The 20,752-nt window shown below is 66.6% G+C and carries 18 protein-coding genes; 7 read left to right on the forward strand and 11 right to left on the reverse strand.

Annotation, left to right across the window (positions count from 1 at the left end; all coding sequences use genetic code 11):
* Positions 1–34 precede the first annotated feature (34 nt).
* Entirely contained in the window at positions 35–1,105 is a 1,071-nt protein-coding gene (locus EH199_RS06750; protein ID WP_124808523.1) for a low specificity L-threonine aldolase, read from the forward strand.
* A gap of 47 nt (positions 1,106–1,152) precedes the next feature.
* On the opposite strand, the gene EH199_RS06755 is transcribed toward EH199_RS06750, so the two are convergent.
* From EH199_RS06755 to EH199_RS06785, 7 genes are all read right to left on the reverse strand, one after another.
* Complete coding sequence (locus tag EH199_RS06755) at positions 1,153–3,249, reverse strand: TonB-dependent receptor (protein WP_190287169.1); 2,097 nt, start codon at positions 3,247–3,249, stop codon at positions 1,153–1,155.
* A gap of 69 nt (positions 3,250–3,318) precedes the next feature.
* Positions 3,319–3,516, reverse strand: coding sequence for a hypothetical protein (locus EH199_RS06760; protein ID WP_124808525.1), 198 nt, complete (start codon positions 3,514–3,516; stop codon positions 3,319–3,321).
* The gene (locus EH199_RS06765; RefSeq protein ID WP_124808526.1) at positions 3,513–4,628 is read right to left on the reverse strand and encodes a DUF917 domain-containing protein; all 1,116 of its coding nucleotides are present in this window, start codon (positions 4,626–4,628) and stop codon (positions 3,513–3,515) included. Before EH199_RS06765 ends, EH199_RS06760 begins: the two co-directional genes overlap by 4 nt.
* Positions 4,628–6,187, reverse strand: coding sequence for a hydantoinase/oxoprolinase family protein (locus EH199_RS06770; protein ID WP_124808527.1), 1,560 nt, complete (start codon positions 6,185–6,187; stop codon positions 4,628–4,630). Before EH199_RS06770 ends, EH199_RS06765 begins: the two co-directional genes overlap by 1 nt.
* A gap of 134 nt (positions 6,188–6,321) precedes the next feature.
* On the reverse strand, positions 6,322–8,778 hold the full coding sequence (locus tag EH199_RS06775) for a LuxR C-terminal-related transcriptional regulator (protein ID WP_190287170.1): 2,457 nt from the start codon (positions 8,776–8,778) through the stop codon (positions 6,322–6,324).
* Positions 8,779–8,886: 108 nt separating this feature from the next.
* The gene (locus EH199_RS06780; RefSeq protein ID WP_124808529.1) at positions 8,887–9,732 is read right to left on the reverse strand and encodes a PhzF family phenazine biosynthesis protein; all 846 of its coding nucleotides are present in this window, start codon (positions 9,730–9,732) and stop codon (positions 8,887–8,889) included.
* A 3-nt stretch (positions 9,733–9,735) separates the two neighbouring features.
* Entirely contained in the window at positions 9,736–10,608 is an 873-nt protein-coding gene (locus EH199_RS06785) for a DMT family transporter (protein ID WP_124808530.1), read from the reverse strand.
* A gap of 108 nt (positions 10,609–10,716) precedes the next feature.
* Between EH199_RS06785 and EH199_RS06790 the strand changes: the two genes are divergently transcribed.
* The gene (locus EH199_RS06790; protein ID WP_190287171.1) at positions 10,717–12,105 is read left to right on the forward strand and encodes a PLP-dependent aminotransferase family protein; all 1,389 of its coding nucleotides are present in this window, start codon (positions 10,717–10,719) and stop codon (positions 12,103–12,105) included.
* A 5-nt stretch (positions 12,106–12,110) separates the two neighbouring features.
* Here EH199_RS06790 and EH199_RS06795 read toward each other — a convergent pair whose 3' ends face one another.
* The 4 genes from EH199_RS06795 to EH199_RS06810 form a co-directional block, all read right to left on the reverse strand.
* The gene (locus EH199_RS06795) at positions 12,111–12,464 is read right to left on the reverse strand and encodes a hypothetical protein (protein WP_124808531.1); all 354 of its coding nucleotides are present in this window, start codon (positions 12,462–12,464) and stop codon (positions 12,111–12,113) included.
* Between the two features lie 17 nt (positions 12,465–12,481).
* Positions 12,482–13,735, reverse strand: coding sequence for an SRPBCC family protein (locus tag EH199_RS06800; RefSeq protein WP_124808532.1), 1,254 nt, complete (start codon positions 13,733–13,735; stop codon positions 12,482–12,484).
* A gap of 28 nt (positions 13,736–13,763) precedes the next feature.
* Positions 13,764–14,249: a nuclear transport factor 2 family protein gene (locus EH199_RS06805; RefSeq protein WP_124808533.1), complete on the reverse strand. Its 486-nt coding sequence runs from the start codon at positions 14,247–14,249 to the stop codon at positions 13,764–13,766.
* Positions 14,250–14,324: 75 nt separating this feature from the next.
* Entirely contained in the window at positions 14,325–16,751 is a 2,427-nt protein-coding gene (locus EH199_RS06810; RefSeq protein ID WP_124808534.1) for a TonB-dependent receptor, read from the reverse strand.
* A gap of 366 nt (positions 16,752–17,117) precedes the next feature.
* Between EH199_RS06810 and EH199_RS06815 the strand changes: the two genes are divergently transcribed.
* From EH199_RS06815 to EH199_RS06835, 5 genes are read left to right on the forward strand one after another with little or no spacing between them, the layout of a single operon-like run.
* Positions 17,118–18,284, forward strand: a complete 1,167-nt coding sequence (locus EH199_RS06815) for an acetamidase/formamidase family protein (RefSeq protein WP_124808535.1) — start codon at positions 17,118–17,120, stop codon at positions 18,282–18,284.
* A 34-nt stretch (positions 18,285–18,318) separates the two neighbouring features.
* Positions 18,319–19,512 (forward strand): aromatic ring-hydroxylating dioxygenase subunit alpha, encoded by a 1,194-nt coding sequence (locus EH199_RS06820; RefSeq protein WP_124808536.1) that lies wholly within the window; start codon positions 18,319–18,321, stop codon positions 19,510–19,512.
* A 14-nt stretch (positions 19,513–19,526) separates the two neighbouring features.
* Positions 19,527–19,898 (forward strand): hypothetical protein, encoded by a 372-nt coding sequence (locus tag EH199_RS06825; RefSeq protein WP_124808537.1) that lies wholly within the window; start codon positions 19,527–19,529, stop codon positions 19,896–19,898.
* Position 19,899: 1 nt separating this feature from the next.
* Positions 19,900–20,409 carry a nuclear transport factor 2 family protein gene (locus EH199_RS06830; RefSeq protein WP_190287172.1) on the forward strand — a complete coding sequence of 170 codons (510 nt, stop codon included), beginning with the start codon at positions 19,900–19,902 and terminating at the stop codon, positions 20,407–20,409.
* A complete protein-coding gene (locus tag EH199_RS06835; RefSeq protein WP_190287173.1) occupies positions 20,379–20,711 on the forward strand; it encodes a non-heme iron oxygenase ferredoxin subunit in 333 nt (110 codons plus the stop codon). The genes EH199_RS06830 and EH199_RS06835 overlap by 31 nt, the downstream gene beginning before the upstream one ends.
* Positions 20,712–20,752 lie beyond the last annotated feature (41 nt).

Here is a 20,752-nt window from a genome sequence, read left to right on the forward strand (position 1 = left end):
TTGCGGCATAGGCTCAAGTCCTTACGATTGCGGCATGAACGATCCCGATATCAGGAAATCCTGCACCCGCTCGCTATCGTACCATGGCTTTTCCGGACCGCGCGAACAGCTTCTCGCGCTGGCCGACTATGCGCCCGAGGATGAGGCCGCGGATGTCTATGGCGCCGGTGGCGCCGTGGCGCGGCTCGAGGAGTGCACGGCCGCATTGCTGGGCAAGCCGGCTGCACGGTTCTTCATCAAGGGCATGACCGCGCAATACTGCGCGCTCCGCGTCCACGCCGAAGCGCGCGGGACTGACACGGTCGCGATCCATCCGCAGGGGCATATCGCGTCGGACGAAGGGGACGGGCTGGAACGCGTGGCCGGCCTGAAGGCTGTCCGCCTCGGCCGCTATCAGCCGTTCGACCTTGCCGCGCTGCAAGCCGTGGAGGAGAAGCTGGCGGCGGTGGTCGTCGAACTGCCGCTGCGCCGGTCAGGCTATTTGCTGCCTCCGCTGGACCAATTGCGGGCGATGTCCACGTGGTGTCGTGAAGAGGGTATCCCGCTGCATTTCGATGGTGCGCGGCTGTGGGAAGGGGCGGCGGGGTATGACGTCGCGCTGACCGACCTCGCCGACCTCGCGGATACGGTCTATGTGTCCTATTACAAGGGGCTCGGCGGCCTGGGCGGCGCGGCGCTGGTTGGCGATGACGCCTTCGTCCGGCGTCTCGCGCCATGGAAAACGCGCTTCGCGGGCAACCTCGCGACGGCTTTTCCGCAGGCGCTTTCGGCGCTGGCGGGCATCGATCAGCATCTGGCCCGCATGCCCGAATATGTCCGCCGCGCACGCGATCTGGCCGAGGTGCTGGCCTCCGACGGGCGGATCATCGTTCACCCGGTCATTCCCCACGCGAACAGCTTCCAGCTCCTGCTGCCGGGAACGTCCGCCGATCTGCACCAAAGACACGCGGCGTTCGCGCGGCAGCATGGCGTCTGGCTGTTCAACGCCTTCACCGAATCCCCGATCGAGGGACGTTCGATCGCCGAAGTGGTGATCGGGGCGGCGTCCGATACCTGGGAGAACGGCGAAGTCGCTCGCTGGATCGATGCCTTGCTGGCCGCCTAGACATTCGGGCCATCGCGGCGGGCTGATGCCGCGATGGCCCGACCGCGTCAGAACTTGACCTTGGCTTCCACGGCCCAGGTCGCCGGCTGCGCGCGGAACCCGATATCGGTATCGGACCCGGAATAGGCCTTCGGGTTGTAGTCGCTGTAATATTTCTCGTTGAAGATGTTACGGCCGCTGAAATAGAGGCCCCAGCGCTCGTTCTCGACGCCCACGCGCACATCGACGAGGTTGATCGGGTTCTGCACCTGGCGGTTGTCCACCTGCCAGTACTTGCGCCCCTTGTGCGCATAGTCGAGCCGCAGCAGCAGCCCGAAATCGTCGGTCAGCGGGCGGTTGTACTGGAAGCCGGCGTTCATCGACCAGGTCGTGGTCTTGGGCGTGTGGTTGCCCACGGAGGCGGGATCGACCACGTTCTTGCGGATGTTGGTATCGGTCGTGCCAATGGCGCCGAACAATTGCAGGCCCTTGGTGGGCAGCGCCTGCATTTCCAGTTCCACGCCCCAGATATGCACCTTGTCGATATTGCCGATGATCTGCGAGGCCGTGGCGACATCGATGTAGAAATACTGGAAATCCTTGCTGACGGCCTTGTAGACCGCCCCGTTCAGGATCAGGCGGCGATCGAACCAGCTCGTCTTGAAGCCGGCCTCGTAGTTCGCCAGCTTTTCCGCGCGGAACACCGGGATGCTCACCGTGGGTGCATTGAATCCGCCCGAACGGAAGCCGGTGCTGTACGTCGCATAGACGAGCTGCCGGTCGTTGAACTTGTAGGTCAGCGTCGCCTTGGGCTGGACGTTGTCGAAGCTGGTCTTGCGCACCGCGCCCGATGCCAGGTCGGTCTGCCGTCGTTCGTCCCGATCGTAGCGCAGCGCGCCCGACAGGGTGAGGTGATCGCTCAGGTCGTAGTCGACGTTGCCATAGACGGCATAGGCGTTGTTGCTGTTGTCCTCGCTCAGCCGGATCAGGGCCAGCGCGGGATTGTCGATCTGATCGCGCGATCCGTTCAGGTCGATGAAGGCGCGGGTCAGCAGGCTGCGCTTGGTGTGCAGGTAATAGCCGCCGAGAATCCAGCGGAACGGCCCCTTGCCGTTGGAGACGAGGCGCAATTCCTGGCTGGTCAGCTTGACGCGCAGGTCCTGCCCCTGGCCGGCCTGGATGCCGAAGCCGAGAAAGCCACCCGGATTGTCCACCGGATTGCCGAAATCGAGATCGCCGCGATAGCTCTCCTTGATGTCGGTATAGGCGGTGATGCTGGTCAGCGTGGCGGCGCCGAGATCGAGATCGATCTTGGCCGAGGTATCGAACAGGTTGCCGAACGTCAGGCCTTCGATGTTCGAGCTGGGCAGCCGGAAATCGTTGGCCAGCCCGGAAGGGACGCGGCTGTCATAGATCGCGCCGGCGCGGAAATCGCGGTAGGAGGCGCGCAGGTCGATCTTCAGGTTGTCGCTGAGCGAGGCCTTGAACTTGCCGCGCAGTTCCCAGTCGTGGTCGATGAAATCGACGTTCTTGTTGCTGTAGGTGTTGCGGATGCGCCCGTTGTCGGTCTTGTACGATCCGGCGACGCGCAGGCCCGCGTCATCGCCGATCGGGGTGGAGAGCGAACCGGTCACGTCGATGGCGTCGCCCCGGCCATAGCTGGCGTCGAGCGCGCCTTCCATGTGGTCGGACGGGTCCTTGGTGATGATGTTCATCGCCCCGCCGATGGCGTTGCGCCCGTAAAGGCCGCCCTGCGGTCCCTTCAACACCTCGATCCGCTGGATATCGAACAGGTTCATCCGCAACTGCTTCTGGCTGTTCTGGGGAACGCCGTCGACGATCACCGCCACGGGCGAATCCGCATTGTTGATCTGCGTGACGCCGCGCACCACCACGAACGAATTGAGATAGGTGAAGCTTTCGTCGAACGAGACGTTGGGCACCAGATTGACGAATTCGCGGGTGGATTTGATGCCGGCGTCGGTGATCTTCTGCTCGGAGAACGCGGCCACCTGGATCGGCACGTTCTGGAGGTTCTCCTGGCGCCGCTGCGCGGTCACCACGATATCGCCAAAGCCCTGGTTCTGCGGCGCTTCCTGCGCCATTGCGTGCGTTCCGGCGGTCAGTCCGGCAATTGCGATGGCCAGCCGGCCAGCGCCCCTCATGTTGTTCGTTCCCATCGTCTTTCCCCTTTTATGCCCCGTGTCGAGCGATGCCTATCTCCGGGTATCCCCTCAGTTCCTTGTCGCGTGGCGTGCCGTACGTGCGCTTGCTGTGCGCCAGCCCGGCGCGGACCAGGCCGTCCGCCATGCAGACCGTGGCGCGAGCAGCGACTGGGTGATCACCAGATCGTCGCGCATCAGCGGTGCCACGTCGTCCAGCGTGCGGATCCCTTCGGTGATGACGGGGGTGATCAGGTGCATCCGCATCACGCGCACTCCCCGATCAGGTCGCGGACAGGCACATAGTCCTCGTCCAGCCCGAAGCATCGCGGGCCGACCACGTCCAGCGCGTGCGGGGTGGTGAGGATCGGTGGTGCGCTGCACGCCACCACGGCGACGCGCTGGCCGTAGGCGAGGCGTTCGGTGGGAATGGCATGCGCGGTTTCGGCATCGACGATGGTGACGAGATCGGGGACGATGCCACGCAGTTCGCCGTTGACGTGCACGACGAGGTTCTCGTTCTGGAATCGGACTTCAGCCACACCAGTCGCCGCATCCGCCCCGCCCATGGCGGAGATCGTGCAACTGCCGAACACCCAGCCGCGCGTGGTATCGCGTTCGAGGCTGGTGATCTTGCCCCGGAACACCACCGCCGCGTCCGCATAGTAGGCGTGGGCGCGCAAGGCGTCGATCAGCCGGTCGAGCGGCGGGCGCGGATCGCCGCCGCGCGCGATCGCCTCGCCGATCCCGATCGCGCCGCTCAGCGTCAGCGGCACGGCGGCGCGGCGCGCCTGCGCCCCGGTCATCGGATAGCACGACATGCACACGCTGGCGCCCATCACCGCGGCGACGGGGCGCGCCAGTTCCTCGGCTTTCAGACCTGTGACCGTCTGGTAGAGTACGCTGTTGCCGTGCTCGTCCGCGATCGTCATCGGGGCGCAGGCCACGCCCTCGATGTTGAAGCTGGTCATCTGGAGCGCGGGGAAGGCGCGGCCCATGCCGTCGGCATCAACGATCGGCAGCCCGCGCATCGCCGCGTAGGCGACCGGCATCATCGAATTGCAGCCGCCGATTTCGGCGGAAATGATCGCGGTGGCGGTGCGGCCCAGGAAGCGTTCCAGCACTTCCACGGCGCGGTGCTGGTCCTCGATCGAGAACAGCTTCTCGATCATCACCGTCGGCGCGCCCATCGCAGCGGCGACGAACACGTTGTCCTCGTCCTTGAGATCCTCCGGCCGAACGATCGGGACGGGGCCGTATTGCGCGATCGCCTCGCGGCACAGGAGCGAGCCGAGATAGGGATCCCCGCCGCCGCCGGTGCCCAGGAAGGCCGATCCGATCGCCAGGTGTTCGATATTGTCGAGCGTGATTTCGCGAACCATCACCGTACCTCCGCAAGCGCCAGATCGCCGACCGCGCGGCAGACAACGCGGGTTGCCCCGCCCGGCAGGTATTGCAGCGGGACCGCCTCGATGTTGACGATCTCCACCGTGACGGCGTTGGCCCCGGCGGCGATGGCCTGTTCGGTCGCCTGCGCGCGGGCATCGGCAAGCGCCGCTTCGCGGCTCGCAGCGTCGGGCGCGTTGTAGATGCGGTCGATCTCGCCGCTGACCTGGCCGATGGCTGCGCCGATCGCGTTGGCGACGCCGGCGTGTTCGGGGCGCATCATGTCGGAAACGCCCTGCGGCGTGGCCGAAACCAGCACCGATCCGCCGCCGACAAGGATCATCGGGATATCGCCCGGCGCGGTTTTCATGCGGTCGATGGCATCGTCGATCAACCGGTCGATCGCGCCGCGCGCTTGCTCCACCAGCGCGGTGGGCAGGTGGGCCACCCGGGCGGGATCGCCGAACGTCGCCTGTCCGCTCGCCACCGCGATGTCGCTGGTGGTGAGCGTTTCGCCGCCGAAGATCAGCCCCTCGCTGCGCAGGCGGAAACCCACCGAATCCGGCCCGACGGTGACGCCGTCCGGCGTCTCGCGGACAAGGCTGCCGCCGCCGAGGCCGATCGAGAGAATATCGGGCATGCGGAAGTTGGTGCGCACGCCGCCGACGTCGACATGGACGGTCGATTGGCGCGGGAAACGCGCGACCAGCACGCCCACGTCCGACGTGGTGCCGCCGATGTCGACCACGATCGCATCGCTCGCGCCGGTCAGCCACGCCGCGCCGCGCAGGCTGTTGGTGGGACCGGCGGCGAAGGTCAGCACCGGATAGCGCTGCATGTGGTCGGCGCTCATCAGCGTGCCGTCGTTCTGGCTGATGTAGAACGGCGCGGCGATGCCGAGTTCGGCCAGCGCGCGCCGGAACGCCGACGTGATGGTGGCGGCGAGCGGGCGCAGGCTGGCGTTCATGATCGCGGCGTTCTCGCGCTCCAGCAGGCCCACGCGGCCGACTTCGGACGAGAGCGAGACTTCCATCCCCGGGGCGTGCTGCGCGATCAGTTCGGCGGCGCGCGTCTCGTGCGCCGGGTTCAGCTGGCTGAAGATGCAGGAGACGGCGATCTGGCCGATGCCCGCCGCGCGCGCTTGCTCGACAGCGGCGAGGATGGCGGCTTCATCCAGCGGGGAGATTTCGCGCCCGTCAAATTCGAAGCCGCCGCGCACCATCGCCGATCCGCCGCGCACCACCGCCTTGAGATCGTCGGGCCACGCGGTGAACGGAGGAATGCCGCGCCCGGCGGGGAAGCCGATGCGGATGGCGAACACCGGCACCAGTTCGCGGCGCTGGATGAAGGCGTTGGTGAAATGGGTCGTGCCGATCATGACGGCGTCGATCGCGTCCGGCGTGATCGCGCATTCGGAAATCAGCGCGGTGATCGCTTCGGCAATGCCCGAACTGACGTCCTTGCTGGTCGGGCGTTTCACTGCCCCCAGCACGTTCTTGCCTGATAGAAGAACGGCATCGGTATTCGTGCCGCCCACATCCACGCCAATCCGCATTGAAGCCCTCCGCTGGTGGAGGACAGCTTTCCTGCGCCGTGGCCGGTGCGCAACGCGCCCGGCTGGGAGGGGAAGGGTTCTACATGGTAGTCATGAGATAGTGCATCGGATTACGGCACTACTCGGATTAGTAGTCAGGCGGATGCGAACCGCCTGCCAGCGGCAATCGCCGAGACCCGGTCGTGGACGCCCAGCTTCTTGTAGATGCTTTTGAGGTGATAGCGGACACCGTGTTCGGAAATGGCCAGCTGGCGTGCGATCCGCTTGTCCGAACCGCCGCCTTCCAGCAGCCGCAACACTTCGCGCTCGCGCTCGGACAGGGCGCTCGCGCCGGCACCGCCCCGGTCGCGCAGCCGGTTGCCAAGCGTTTCCGCAAACGCGAGTCCGACCTCGTCGAGGCGGGCCTCCTCGCGCAAGCGCGCCAGCGGAGTGGCGAGGAGAGGGCCTGCCATGTCGCGGAATATCTGCCTGGTCCCGGTGCGCGCGCCGATCGCGATGGCCGCGCCCAGCAGATCGCGCGCGCGGTCGTCCTCGCCATCGATGCAGGCGGCGCTGAAGCGGGCGAGCAGGAAGCGCAGCCGCGATCGTTCGAGCCCGCGCGCGGCCGCACGCTCCAGCGCGGTTTCGAGAAGCGCGTCGGCCAGGTCGCGCGCACCATCGGCGCGCAGTTCATAGAAGCGGGCCAGCGTATACACCTCGTGCTCCTGCCAGCTGGCCGTCGGCCCGGGCTCCGGCGCGATCCAGCCCGGGGGAACGGGACTTTCGTTGCCCTGCATCGCTTCCTCGCCGACGATGCACAGGCCAATCCCCGTCACCAGATCGGCCACGCGCGGCAGGCCTTGCGCGCGCAGCTTGCCGACTTCGTCCTCGATGGCGCGCAGGGTGGTCCCGAGGCCATGGTCGATGCGGTTGAGCCGCACCATCGTTTCATAGGCCAGGAAGTAGATGTCGAACCAGGCTTCGGCGTCGGGCATCCTGTGCGCGGACTTGCGGACCGAATTGCGCGCGCTCGTCAATTGGCCGGCTTCGTACTCGATCGATCCGGTGAGCGCGGCGATCACCGTTTCCACGCCCACATCATGCGCGAAGCCCTGCTGCCAGTGACGGCGCGCCTCCGACATGCAGGTACGCGCCTGCTTGAGCCTTGCTTCGGCCAGGTGGATCGCGGCTTCGTGCATGAACAGAAACATGACGTTGTAATGCGAAGCGGCCAGTTTGGCCTGTGCGCGCGCGTCGATCAGGCTGGCCCTCGCCACATCGAACCGGGCGCGCTGCGAATTGAGGATGCACGAAAGCGTCGAGAGGAAACTGCGCAGGGCGGCGTCTTCGGCCTGCTCGGCGGTCAGGCCGCGCAGCAGTTCAAGGTCGTTCGTCCGTTCCAGCGAGCAGCCATAGACCAGCAGCGTTACGCGCACGATTTCCAGATCGCGCGCCAGCGGATCGGGCGGGCCGATCCCGGCCTGCGCCATTTCCGCCGCCAGCGTTTCGTACAGGTGCTGCGCCACGCGGATGCGGCCGCCCTTGAGGTGGACGATGCAGTCCATCATCCGCAGCACGAGCGAGGCAGCCACGTCCTCCACGCTGGATTTCTCGACGAGTTCGCGCAGAACGGGAAAGCCGTGGACGATCCAGATGCGCAGCGCGCCATGCGCATCGGCATATTCGCGGATACGGCCGGAATTGCCTGCCATCCGGGCCAGCGTGGCAGCTTCGGCAAGCTGGCCCGTGCCGGAATAGTGGTCGGCCATGGCCAGCAGAAGGCTCTCGCGGTCCTCCCCCGCGCCTGCGGTCTGTGGTCCGTCGCGCAGCAGGACGCGCAAGGCGGGATGGAGATGGATGCGCTGGCCCTGCCGGTCGACCAGCCCTTTCAGGCGATAGGCGAGATCGGCGACGACCGTGTCTTCCCGCCGCTGGCTGTCGATCGCTCGCAAAGTCGCCAGATCGGGCGCGTCCAGCCAGCTGGCGTGCGTCAGCGCGGCGCATTCGGCCGGTGTGAGCGACGCCAGCACTTCCTGCGCGATGAACGTGCCGAGTCCACTTTCGCGCACGATGTCGAGATCGCTCCAGCTTGCAGACACCTCGCGCGCAGAGGCGGCCCAGCGGGTCAGCACGTCCAGCGCCACCGGCCAGGCGCCGGCCAGGGCCTGGATGCGGGCGCGGATCGCCGGGCGCAGCGAGCCTTTCAGTGTGCTGGCGATATCCTGCGGGCGCAGGCGCAAGGCATCGGCGTCCAGCACGTCGATCGGCGTCCGCAGGGCCATGCGCGCCAGCGGCAGATCGCCGGGCTGGTGGATCGTGAAGATCACCCGGCGGTCGGCGCGTTCAAGGTCGATCCGGTCCAGCACTTGCGCCAGCAACCTGCCGTCGGCCGCGCCGGCTTCCTCGATCACGGTGACCGGCGCCGTTCCGGCCAGCAACCCTTCGGCCGCCGCCTGCGGATCGCGGCCATGTTCCCACAGGCCGAACACCGCGATCCCGTCCGTGCCCGCGCCGTGCAGGCGCCGCGCCGCCGCCTGCGCCAGCCGGCCCTTGTAGAAGCCCGGAGGGGCGCACAGCGCCACGACCGGCCCGCCGGCAACGATACGCTCCACCAGTCTGCCGAAATGTCCGTCAGTCGGGGAAAGCTGCATATGCGGGGTGTACCACCAGGCTGTGATGCCATGGTGGTACTACCTGGTAGGAAATTAGCCAAGCGTTGTTCAGATGTCCGCCGTCCCGGCAAACAGGCTTGCGGTATGGCCGCCGATCCAGACCTGGCCTTCGCTATCGGCCTCGACCGTGATCCGCCCGTCCCGGCCCAGGCACGCGCCTTGCGTAACGTGGTAGGGCGCCTTGACCTGCCCTTCGCCGATCAGCCATTGCGCGACCGAAGCGTTGAGGCTGCCGCATACCGGGTCTTCGATCAGGCCGCCGAACGGATCGCTGAAGAACGCGCGGATCTCGTAAGCGGCGGGATGACCCGCGGGATAGGACCCGACCACGCCGAGGTCGATCGTCGCCCCGTGCCAGCGCACCGGATCGAGCGCCAGCACCGCTTCCGCCGAGGCCAGCCGCACGGCGACCCAGCCCGGGCCGTTGTCCACCCAGCGCGACGCGACGATCGCGTCGCGCGGAATGCGCAGCACGGCGGCGATCTCGTCGAGCTTGTCCTCCTCGACCGCGCCGGACCGGATCGTCGGCGGGGCGGCGAAGGCCAGCGCGGACCCGGCGCGGCGCACGCGCACCAGCCCCGCGCCGCATTGCTGCACGACCTCGTTGGCCTCGCGCGGCGTTCCTCCCGCCGCCAGCCAGGCGTGGCAGGTGCCGAGCGTGGGATGCCCGGCGAATGGCAGTTCGCGCGCCGGGGTAAAGATGCGCACGCGATAGTCCGCGCCCGTGTCGGTCGGTGGCAGCAGGAAGGTCGTTTCCGAGAAGTTCAGCCAGCGCGTGATGCGCAGCATCGTGTCAGGATCCATTTCCTCGGGCGTGGTGACGACCGCCAGCGGATTGCCGCTGAACGCGCCGGTGCCGAAGACGTCGACGATCTGGAAGGAATAGCGGGTCATGCATCAAGCCTTTCGCAGCGAGAAATGACGGGCGCCGGCCACGCAGCCGATCACCAGAACGAGTACCACAACCATGTCCATGCCGACCGGCTCGTGCAGCAGCAGCGCGGCCAGGCCAAGCGCCAGCAGCGGCTGGACGAGCTGGAGTTGCCCCACGGCCGCGATCCCGCCCAGCGCAAGGCCGCGATACCAGAACATGAAGCCGATCAACATGCTGCCGAGCGAGACATAGCCAAGGCCGAGCCAGGCCGGCGCACCGACCGCGCTCCACACCGGCGCCGTGGCCAGCCCTAGCGCGCCGAGCGAGACCGGCAGCGTCAGCGCGAGCGCCCAGCAGATCACTTGCCAGCCGCCCAGCCGGCGCGAGAGCACGGCACCTTCGGCATAGCCCAGCCCGCAGACGATTACCGCCGCGATCATCAACGCAATCCCGGTGGGGTCGGCGCGCAGCGACGGCGACCAGGCGTAGCTCCCCACGCACATCGCGCCGAGCGCGGCGAACAGCCAGAACCGCCGGTCCGGCCGTTCGCGCGCCCGCAGCACCGCGAACGTCGCGGTCGACAGCGGCAGCAGGCCGGTGAAGATGATCGATGCGGACGCGTTCATGTGGCGCAGCTCCACGGCGGTAAGCAGGGGAAAACCCACGACCACGCCCAGCGCCACGACAACGAGCGGCACCAGATCGCGCCGTTCCGGGCGGGGCTGGCGCAGGACGACCAGCAGCGCCAGCGCGATCAGCCCGGCGATGGCGGCGCGGGCGAGCGTCAGGAACAGCGGATCGAGAGCGATCACCGCCGCGCGTGTCGCCGGCAGCGATCCGCTGAAGATCACCACGCCGATCAGGCCGCTGAACCATCCTTCGAGCGATTTCTCCATAAGTCCTCCGGCAACCTCCTTGCCTCGGAAGCGGCGATGGGCGACAGGGACAATCCAGTAAGGTTGAAACAAACTGTACTGGTTCAATCGGCAATAAGGTTTCGGATCATGGCCTCATCGCAAGGCACGCTCGTCGAACAGGTCATGGGGCAGGTGCGCCGCCAGATCGCCTCGCGTGCGCTGCCGCCCGGGGCGAAGCTGCCTTCGATCCGTAGCGCGGCGGAAGCGGCGGGCGTGTCCAAGTCGACCGTCGTTGAAGCCTATGACCGGCTGGCGAGCGAAGGCACCGTTTCGGCGCGGCGCGGATCGGGGTTCTATGTCGCGCGGCAGGGCGAGCCGCTGTCGCTGGCCGACATCGCGCCCCGGTTGGACCGGGCGATCGATCCGCTGTGGGTCTCGCGCCAGTCGCTCGAAAGCCCCGGCGAACTGCCCAAGCCCGGCTGCGGCTGGCTGCCGCCCGCATGGCTGCCGGAGGAGGAGGTGCGCCGGGCGCTGCGTTCGCTGGCGCGTGACGGTGGTGGCGCCCTGGCCGACTACGGCACGCCGCTGGGCCTTCCCGCGCTGCGGCAGATCCTCGCCCGGCGCCTCGGCGAACGCGGGGTGCATTGCGGCCCCGGCCAGATCATGCTGACCGAAAGCGGCACGCAGGCGATCGATCTTCTCTGCCGGCTGCTGATCGCGCCCGGCGATGTCGTGCTGGTGGACGATCCCTGCTACTTCAATTTCCTCGCGCTGCTGCGCGCGCACCGCGTCACCGTGGTCAGCGTGCCGATGACGGCGGAAGGGCCGGACCTTGCCGCGTTCGAACACGCGCTCGTCACGCACCGTCCGCGGCTCTACATCACCAATTCGGGCGTCCACAATCCCACCGGGGCCACCCTTTCGCTGACCACCGCGCACCGGTTGCTGCGGCTGGCGGACGCCCACGACCTGACCATCATCGAGGACGACATCTTCGCCGATTTCGACGAGGAACCCGCTCCGCGCCTGGCCGCGCTCGACGGGCTGGAGCGGGTGATCCAGATCGGCAGCTTTTCCAAGACGCTGTCGGCGGCGGTGCGCTGCGGCTACGTCGCGATCCGCGCCGACTGGATGGACCGGCTGGTGGACCTGTCGATCGCGACGGCCTTCGGGGCGGGGCGGTTGTCGAGCGAACTGGTGTTGCGCGTGATCCAGGACGGCAGTTACCGCCGCCATGTGCAGACGCTGCGCGCCCGGCTACGCAAGGCCCGGCGCGCCACGATCGAACGGCTGGGCGCGCTGGGCATCGTGCCGTGGATCGAACCGCGCGCGGGCATGTTCCTGTGGTGCCAATTGCCTGGCGGGATGGACGCCGCCGAATGCGCGCGCGCCGCGCTGGCGCAGGGGGTAGTTCTGGCCCCCGGCGATGTTTTCAGCCTGACGCGGACCGCGCCCGATTTCATGCGCTTCAACGTGGCGCAATGCGTGGCGCCGGGCGCGGCCGGCCTGCTGGAGCAGGTCTTCGCGCCCGGCTGAGCCGCCTACAGCCGCGAAGCCGTGTCGCCGTGGCCGGGGACGAACCGGCGTGCGGAAAAGCTGTGCGGCACGTCCGCGCTGCCACCATAAAGCTCGTGGTGGGGCGCGGCCTCGGCAAAGGCGCAGGCCAGTTCGAACAGGTTGGTCTGTGCTTCGTCCATCGCGTCGAGCGGGACCTGTTCGAGCAGATCAAGCGCGGCGCGCAGGCGTGGCATGAAGGCGGTGTAGAACGCCGCGAAATCCTGCGCCGAAGCGGCCCAGCGGATGGCGCTCCGCGCATTTTCCGTGGCGCGTGCCCAGTGTGCCGCAAGCTCGGTCAGGTCTTCGAAGCCGGCGGGCAGGGTGATGGTATCGGTCATCGGAGGATCCTTTCCGTTCAGGCGGCGAGATAGCGGTCCAGCGTGCGCGCCGCGTGCCGGATCAGGAACTCCTGATCCATGAGCTGCATGGTATCGATTGCGCCCGAACGGATGCCGGTGAAGGTGTCTTCCATCGTTGCCGTGTCTTCCAGCCAGGCGTTGCGATGCAGCGCGTTCACATGCAGTTGCGCCACCCGTTCGGCCGCGTTGCGCGCCGGGCGGAAGTAGTTGATGCCCTCCCACAGGGTCCGCCCGTGGTCGAGCGGCCAGAACTGGTGGGTGAAGAAGGCCATGCCCGGATAGCCGCAGCCGGCGGCGAGATGGATCAGCAGGTTGGGAAAGACGTTCGGCAGCTCGAACTGGAAATCCGCGCGCCGCGTCGGGTTGATCCCGGGCGGAACCTGCTCGGGATGCGGGGCATGGGCCGCGCTACCGTGGAGCACGCGCGCGCATTCGGCGGTGGAAGCGGCGGCTTCCATGCCAAGGCCGTAGATCGTGGACGAGGCGTGCGGGCCGATCAGCTTGAAATCGGAATGTTCGATCCCGCGAAAGCCCGGCAGCGATCCGGCATGGATCGTGGGAACGTGATAGCCTTCGGAAAAGGCATAGAGCGCGACTTTCCAGTTGCATTCGAGCACGGTGGAATAGCGATAGGCCGTCGTCGCTTCGGCATAGGGATAGCCGCCGAACAGCGTGCCGAAATCGCCGAGATATTCCGCCAGCGTCTGTTCGGGCGGATCGGCCATGTTGATGAACACGAAGCCTTCCCAGGTATCGCAGGCGATCTCGCGCAGGCCGAGGCAGGCCTTGTCGAGCGTGCCGAAATGGTCCTCCAGCGGCACCGAGCGCAGCGGGCCGTCGGTGCCGAAGACCCAGCCGTGGAACCGGCAGGTGACGACGCCGGCGCGCGCGCGGCCGAAGGTTTCGGCGTCCGAGGTCGGCACCACCTTGTTGCCGCGATGGGTGCAGACGTTGTGGAACGCGCGGACCACGCCGTCCTTGCCGCGCACGATCAGCACCGAGGCGTCGATGACCGGCAGGTCCTTGACCTTGTAGTCACCGATGGCGGGCAGCTCCGACGTGGTTGCCACCTTCAGCCAGGTGCGGCGGAAGATCTTCTCCCGCTCCAGTTCGTAGATCGCCGGATCGCGGATGGCGTCCACCGATACGGGTTCGGTGCCGAGTTCGGCGCGGATCGCAGCCACGCTGCGGCCGAGGTGGGCGAACGTCTCCGCGCCCGGCTTCAGCGTGGTGCTGGCGGGGTCAGTCATCGTCGAGGTGTCCTCTCTGTGGTCGGTTTCAGGCGTCGGCGAGTGCCCCGGGCTTTGGCGACCAGCCCGCGGGATAGTGGGAAATGAGATCGGCGATCAGTTCGAGATAGCTGAAGCGCCATTGGCCCCGATCGGACCGCGTGGTGGCGAGATAACGGCCGCCGATCCAGTAGGCGCGTCCGCTGGCCGCGGTTGCGACCTCCCAGAGATAGAATTCCACGTCGGCCACCGTGCGGTCGGCGGCCAGTTCCACCTTGGGAGAGACGAGGTAGTGCAGCGTCCAGCGGAAACCCGCATCGGCATTGCCGGCCACGCCATCGGCAATGGCATCGCGGCCCTGCAGATCGCCGTAGCGGTCGATGCGGAAGGTGGCATCTACGGTGAACAGCGGACGCAGCGCATCGGCGGAAGGGCCGCCATCGAACGCCCGGCCCAGCGCAACAATCAGGTCATCTATCGCGCGCAGCGCTTCGAGCCGGGCGATCCGGTCCTCAAGCGACGATGGTTCGGTCATGATGCCAGGCCTTTGATGAACGAGCCGGGGTGGCGGAAGCGGACGGGATTGCGCCGGGCCGCTTCCGCCACGGGATCAGAACGACGTGCGCGCGCTGAGGTACCATTCGCGCGGACGGCCGTAGACGCCCTCGATGATACCGCCGAACGAGTCCGCATAGCCGGAGCCGAGGTAGAGCGCCTTGGTCAGGTTCTTGACGCCCAGCGTCACGCCCCAGCGCTTGTCCTCGTCACTGAAGCCGATCGAGGCGTTGACGAGGTGATAGCCCGGCTGGACCAGTTCCGGCGTGTTGACCGCGTCGTTGTAGACCGTCGAGCGATAGGACCAGTCGATGCGCGGCGTGAAGGTACCGATGCCCGCGGCCTCGATCGCATAGGATGCGCCGGCGCTCAGCGTCCACTTGGGCGCGTTCTGCAGCCTGGTCGCGGTCGTCACGCCCGCGCTCAGCGCGCGCAGGTCCACCTGACGGTACTTGGCGTCGAGATAGCCGATGCCCGCCTCGATCGACAGCGCCGGCACCGGGCGCGCCAGCATTTCCAGCTCGAAGCCCTTGATGCGGGCCTTGGCGGCGTTCTGGATGATCGGCGCGAAGCCCAGCGTGGGGTCGTTCACGGTGATCTGCAGGTTGTTGTAGTCGTTGAGGAAGACCGCGCCGTTCAGGCGCAGGCGCCGGCCGGCGAGATCGCTCTTGAAGCCCAGTTCGTAGGTCCTGCTGGTTTCCGGCTTGAACGAGGGGATGAAGGCGAACGGCGGGAACACGCGCTGGGTAAAGCCGCCACCCTTGAACCCTTCGGAGTAGGAGGCATAAGTCAGCAGCTCCGGGCTCCAGCGATAGGAAAGGCTGACCATCGGCGTCCACGCCTTGTCCTTGATCGTCGCGCGCTGGCCGAGCGGCCCCATCAGCGGATCGCCGTTCTTGAGCCCGGACCCGTCGGGGTTGTAGGGCGCGCCGGTCAGGAAGCCGGCTTCGACGACGTACTGGTTGGCGTTGCCGAACGTCTTCTTGTCCTGCGTCCAGCGCACGCCGGCGGTCAGGTTCAGATCGTGCACGATCTCGTAGGTGCCCTGGCCGAAGAAGGCGAGGCTCTCCCCGTCAAGCACCGCGCCGCTCAGGAACACGGCATCGACGATGTTGACGAGGTCCCTGTGGTTGCCGTGCTCGCTCGAATAGTAGCCGCCCAGCACCCAGTTGAACTTGCCGTTCAGCATCTTGCCCTGAAGCTGAAGTTCCTGCGAGAACTGGTCCTGCTTCCAGTCGCTGTTGGTTTCGACGATCGTGGCCGGGCTGTGATCGGAATCGCGTGTCCAGAAGCCCGTCACCTTGCGGTAGGCGGTGATCGACTTCACCGCGATTTCGGGCGAGATTTTCCACTCTACTGTGCCCGATGCGCCCCAGATGTTCACGTCGGAACCGGATTGGTACTTTCTGGGGTTTCCGTTGGTGAAAACGCTGGAAATCGACGTGAAGGTGCCGCCGTGGCGGTAGGGGCCGACCGCCCACTGGCTGTTGAAGCAGCGCTGGTCGCTGAGCCGGGCGGGGTTGGAAAGATTGGTGCAGATCGCCGCCGCGCCGGAATAGAGCGCGTTCCACACTTGCGCGGCGGGTGCGTTCTCGTTGATCTTGAGCGCGACGTTGGGCGCCGAGTTCTCGCGGGTGCGCGATCCGTCGACGGCGAGGTCGATGGTCACGTTGCTGGACGGTTCGAGGCGAAGCGCGAAGCGGCCGGCAAGGTTGTCGGTATCACCCAGGTCCGGCGCGCCGGGAACGATGCCTTTCACATAGCCGTCGCGGCGGTGGTAGAAGCCGGCGAAGCTCGAATAGACCCCCTGCGCCAGAGGAACGTCGATGCTGCCCTTGATCTGGAAGCGGTTGAAGCTGCCGGTCGTGGCTTCGATATTGCCGTTCAGCGTCTCGGACGGCTTCTTGGTCACCACGCTGACCGCGCCGCCGATGGTGTTGCGGCCGAACAAGGTGCCCTGCGGACCGCGCAGCACTTCGACGCGCTCGATATTGAGCACATCGAGCACGTTGCCCACCCCGCGCGAGATATAGACGCCATCGAGATAGAGGCCGACGCCGGGATCGGCGGAAAGCTGGTAGTCATTCTGGCCGATGCCGCGGATGAAGATGGCGGCCGTGGCGTTGCTGGCCGAAACCGGGACGGAGCTGTTGAACTTCACGTTGGGCGTGAAATCGCCGATCTGCGTGACGTTCTCGATGCCGCGCGCGGCAATGCCTTCGCCGGTCATTGCCGAGATCGAGATCGGCGTATCCTGCAGCGATTCCGCGCGCCGGCGTGCGGTTACGGTAATCGTCTCGACGCCGGTGTTCGCTTCCTCGGCCGCGCCGGCCGACGTTTCGGCGGATGCGGACTGGGCGTGGGCGGCAACGGCGGGCAGGGCGAGGCCCAGCAGCGATGCGCCTACAAGCAGCCGGAAGGTTCGCGTGGTGTGATGGGCCGTCAGGCCGGCAGGACTGGCCGGCGTGTTGTGCTGTGTCATGATTGGATTCCTCCCGATGTGATTTCCCCGATCCGGCCTTCGCGCTCTGTTGGATAGCTCTACGCGATATTGCCGGAAGCTCCGCCTGCCCACGGGACGCCGGCAAGCGTCTTCGTGACCCTTTCATGCAACATCATCGGGGCGCAGGCGCGCTAGCCTCAGGGCGCTGGAAGAAACACCTCAGCGCGATCGAATGGTGGCGGGGAATGAAGGAATTGCGGGTTTCGCCGTGATCGACCGGGGCGTGGTTTGATGCGGTAGCTGGCTATTCGGCACGGCACGGGGATAGCCCGCAAGCGGCGGACACCCCCATCATGGCCGCACAGACCACGGTCCGGCCATGCCCGGACAGAACGAGGGAGCGCCATGTCGAAGACCGTCGAAATCAAGCGCAGCGGAGCCACTGCCAAGGACGATCCGAACTGCTTCAACCGCCTGCACTGGGCGCTTGAGCCCGTCGCCCGCGCCAATCCGGGGGACTATGTCGTCTATGAGACGCGTGACGCGTTCGACAGCCAGTTCGATTTCGACACCACGCCTGAACAGGTCGCCGCCTGCGATCTCAACCGTGTCCATCCGATGACCGGCCCGGTCCATATCGAGGGCGCGGAACGGGGCGATGCGCTGGCGGTCACGATCGTCGACATCGCGCCGTCGGACTATGGCTATACCGCGATTGTGCCGGGCTTCGGCTATCTGCGCGATGTCATCTCCGGCCCGTTCATCGCGAACTGGAAGCTGGATAGGCTCTGCGCCGTTTCCGAGCAGATCCCCGGCGTGCGCATTCCGATGTGCGCCTTCCCCGGTTCGATCGGTGTGCTGCCCGGCAAGCCCGAAGTCGCCGCCGCGCTGGAGCGTGAAGGCGCCCTGGCGGCAGCGGGCGGCTTCGTGCTGATGCCCGATCCGGGCCGCGCCGTGCCGGAAAAGCTGTTCGGCGAAGGCGCTCCCTATGCCGCCGAAGGCCTGCGCACCGTGGCCCCGCGCGAGAACGGCGGCAACATGGACATCAAGGCGATGCAGGTCGGCACCACGATCCTGTTCCCGGTTCTCGTCGACGGGGCGGGCCTGTGGACCGGCGACATCCACTTCGCGCAGGGCGATGGCGAGGTCTGCGGCACGGCCGTGGAAATGGCCGCGCGCGTGACGCTGAAATGCGAAGTCATCAAGGGTGGCGGCAAGGACATCGTGTTCCCGCACGTCACCGGCGGCAGCCAGCTTCGCAACACCGAACCCGGCCGCTTCCACGCCATCGTCGGGATGCCGGTCAAGAAGGCGGGCGAAGTGCCGCCGCACCTTGCCTATCTCGACAGCCCGAAGGTTGCCGCGCTGACCAACCTGTCCGAAGACCTCTCGCTCGCCGCGCGCGACGCGCTGCTGCGGATGATCGACTGGATCGCGACCAACAAGGGATACACCCGCGAACAGGCCTATGCGATCTGCGCCGCCGCCGTGGACCTGCGCATCGGCCAGCTTGTCGACGTTCCCAACGTTATCGTTTCGGCGGTCCTGCCGCTCGACATCTTCGTCGAGTGAGGCGGGACACGCGCATCCATTGGAGAGAATGGCCATGAACATCCAACATCGCTGGCTGGAAAAGTACCCCGAACTCGGCTCCGGTCCGATCCCGACCGAGCCTTACATCTCCCCCGCCTGGTACGAGCAGGAGAAGGAAAAGATTTTCAGCAAGGTCTGGCTCTGCGTCGGCCGCGCCAGCGAAATTCCCAAGGCCGGGGACTACAAGGTCAAGCGGATCGAGGCTGCCGGTACGTCGGCGATCATCATCCGGGGCAAGGACGGCGTGGTTCGCGCGTTTCACAACATGTGCGCGCATCGCGGCAATACGGTGGTGACCGAGATCGGCGAGGAAACCTACGGCAAGAGCAAGGCCGCCGTCGTTACCTGCCGTTTTCACGGCTGGGTCTATGGCGCGGACGGCGCGCTCAAGAGTGTGCCGAGCGAGGAACGGTTCTATTCGTGCTTCGACAAGGCGCACAACGGCCTCACCGAAATCGCGCTGGGGGTGTGGGAGGGGTTCCTCTTCATCAACGTTGCCCCGCAGCCCGAACAGACGCTGGAAGAATACCTGGGCGACTATGCCGAGCACTTCCGCGGCTATCCGTTCGACGAGATGGACTTCGGCTTCACCTATCGCACTGAGCTGGCGTGCAACTGGAAGGTGGCGCACGATGCCTTTGCCGAAGCCTATCACGTCGATACGATCCACGCGGGCTCGTTCCCGAACGTGTTTTCCACCGGCCTGCAGAACGTGAAGCTGATGGGGCCTCACCGGACTTGCGCGGTGTGCCTGACGCTGGACGCCAAGCCGACGCCGGTTTCCGCCGTGGCCAACGCGATATCCGGTGCGAGCCTTGTTTCGCGCCGCGGCGAATCGATGCTGCCGAAGACGATCAATCCCGATCATCGCGGCGATTTCGCCTTCGAGCTGAGCGTCATTTTCCCGAACACGCTGCTGCATGTGTCGGAAGGGATCTGGTTTACCCACCAGTTCTGGCCGACCGCGCATAACCGCACCGTCTGGGAAGGCCGCTATTACGTGCGCGCGCCCAGGACCAATGCGGAACGCTGGGCGATCGAGCATGCGATGACGCTCCAGCGTAATGCCTGGCTCGAAGACACCGCCACCATGGAAGACACCCAGCGGGCGATGGAATCGCGGGCGAAGACGCAGCAGCACCTGCAGGACGATGAAATCCTCATCCGCCACAGCGCCGCGGTCGTCGACCAGTACGTCAACGCCTGAACAGGACGCAGATCATGACCCAGCTTTCGCTGCCTGCGGATTTCGCAGACCTTTCGCCCTGGCTCGAATGGGCGCTGCCCACGGCCGACGAACGCCAGACGCATCGTCGCACCGCAACGCCGCAGGCGCTCAAGGCGTTCTACGACGCGACCCTGCCGCGCCTTGAGGCGATCCTTGCCGAAGTCGACAAGTATCCGCTCGGTGGCCTGCCCGAGGCGCTGCAGCCGCTCTACAACATCGCGCTGTCGCTGGCCGAAGTCGCGCCGCACCTGGAACTCTATGGCGGTGCGGTCGGCGTGCCCTATGCCTTCGAGGAAGCGCGCTTCGTGGCGGTGCATGGCGCGCAACCGACCTGGCAGGGTCTGCAGCCGATGGCGCATCCCTGAGATGCCGGAACCCGGCGCTTCCGGAGAACACAGGCTGGCGCGGCTGGAGGCGCGCGCGGAGATCGGGGATCTCGTGGCGCGTTATGCGCTGGGGGCGGACCGCAAGAACGATCCCGCGATTCTCGGGCCGCTCTTCGCCGCCGATGCGGTGTGGTCGGCCGAGGGGTTCTCCGATCTCGTCGGCCGCGATGTAATCGCGGCGGGCCTGGCCGGTCTGGCGGCCGACAGGGTGCTGTGGTCGATCCACTACATGGTCTCGCCGCTGATCGAACTGGCGGCGGACCTGCGCTCCGGGCGTTGCCACTGGTACTTGTGGGAGCTGTGCACGATGGCTCCCGCAGGCGGCGATCCGGCGCACGCCAGCCCGACCGACACCTGGTTCGGCGGCTGGTATGACAGCGACGTCGTGCTCACACCCGAAGGCTGGCGCTTTTCAAGAGTGAAGCTCGACGTCCGCCTTCAGGGCGAGGCCGTGCCTTCATGGCAATTCAAGAAACCGGTGACCTTGTGACGATCAGACTCTGCGCAACCCGTGACATACCCGCCGGCGAAGTCATCCGCGTCGATCTCGACGACGGACGCGCGCTGGCCGTTTACAACCTCGATGGCGAATTCTTCGCCACCGACGATCTGTGCACGCATGGCGATGCCTCGCTGGCCGAAGGCGAAGTGGATGGCGGCAAGATCCTCTGCCCGTTCCACATGGGCAGTTTCGACATCCGCACCGGGGAAGCGATTGGTGCGCCCTGCTCGATCGCGGTCAGGACCTATTGCGTCTCGGTAGCGGGCGATGACGTGGTGATCGATGCCTGACGGTAATTTTTGCGGACGCATCTGTTCAAATGAATGAATTT

Origin of the sequence: Novosphingobium sp. LASN5T, from assembly GCF_003856955.1 — a bacterium.
In the GTDB taxonomy this organism is placed as follows: Bacteria; Pseudomonadota; Alphaproteobacteria; order Sphingomonadales; family Sphingomonadaceae; genus Novosphingobium.

Coding starts and splice junctions, on each gene's coding strand:
- EH199_RS06750 (WP_124808523.1), top strand. CDS start 35: ATGAACGATCCCGATATCAGGAAATCCTGCACCCGCTCGCTATCGTAC.
- EH199_RS06755 (WP_190287169.1), bottom strand. CDS start 3,249: ATGAGGGGCGCTGGCCGGCTGGCCATCGCAATTGCCGGACTGACCGCC.
- EH199_RS06765 (WP_124808526.1), bottom strand. CDS start 4,628: ATGGTTCGCGAAATCACGCTCGACAATATCGAACACCTGGCGATCGGA.
- EH199_RS06770 (WP_124808527.1), bottom strand. CDS start 6,187: ATGCGGATTGGCGTGGATGTGGGCGGCACGAATACCGATGCCGTTCTT.
- EH199_RS06780 (WP_124808529.1), bottom strand. CDS start 9,732: ATGACCCGCTATTCCTTCCAGATCGTCGACGTCTTCGGCACCGGCGCG.
- EH199_RS06785 (WP_124808530.1), bottom strand. CDS start 10,608: ATGGAGAAATCGCTCGAAGGATGGTTCAGCGGCCTGATCGGCGTGGTG.
- EH199_RS06790 (WP_190287171.1), top strand. CDS start 10,717: ATGGCCTCATCGCAAGGCACGCTCGTCGAACAGGTCATGGGGCAGGTG.
- EH199_RS06795 (WP_124808531.1), bottom strand. CDS start 12,464: ATGACCGATACCATCACCCTGCCCGCCGGCTTCGAAGACCTGACCGAG.
- EH199_RS06800 (WP_124808532.1), bottom strand. CDS start 13,735: ATGACTGACCCCGCCAGCACCACGCTGAAGCCGGGCGCGGAGACGTTC.
- EH199_RS06805 (WP_124808533.1), bottom strand. CDS start 14,249: ATGACCGAACCATCGTCGCTTGAGGACCGGATCGCCCGGCTCGAAGCG.
- EH199_RS06810 (WP_124808534.1), bottom strand. CDS start 16,751: ATGACACAGCACAACACGCCGGCCAGTCCTGCCGGCCTGACGGCCCAT.
- EH199_RS06815 (WP_124808535.1), top strand. CDS start 17,118: ATGTCGAAGACCGTCGAAATCAAGCGCAGCGGAGCCACTGCCAAGGAC.
- EH199_RS06820 (WP_124808536.1), top strand. CDS start 18,319: ATGAACATCCAACATCGCTGGCTGGAAAAGTACCCCGAACTCGGCTCC.
- EH199_RS06825 (WP_124808537.1), top strand. CDS start 19,527: ATGACCCAGCTTTCGCTGCCTGCGGATTTCGCAGACCTTTCGCCCTGG.
- EH199_RS06830 (WP_190287172.1), top strand. CDS start 19,900: ATGCCGGAACCCGGCGCTTCCGGAGAACACAGGCTGGCGCGGCTGGAG.
- EH199_RS06835 (WP_190287173.1), top strand. CDS start 20,379: ATGGCAATTCAAGAAACCGGTGACCTTGTGACGATCAGACTCTGCGCA.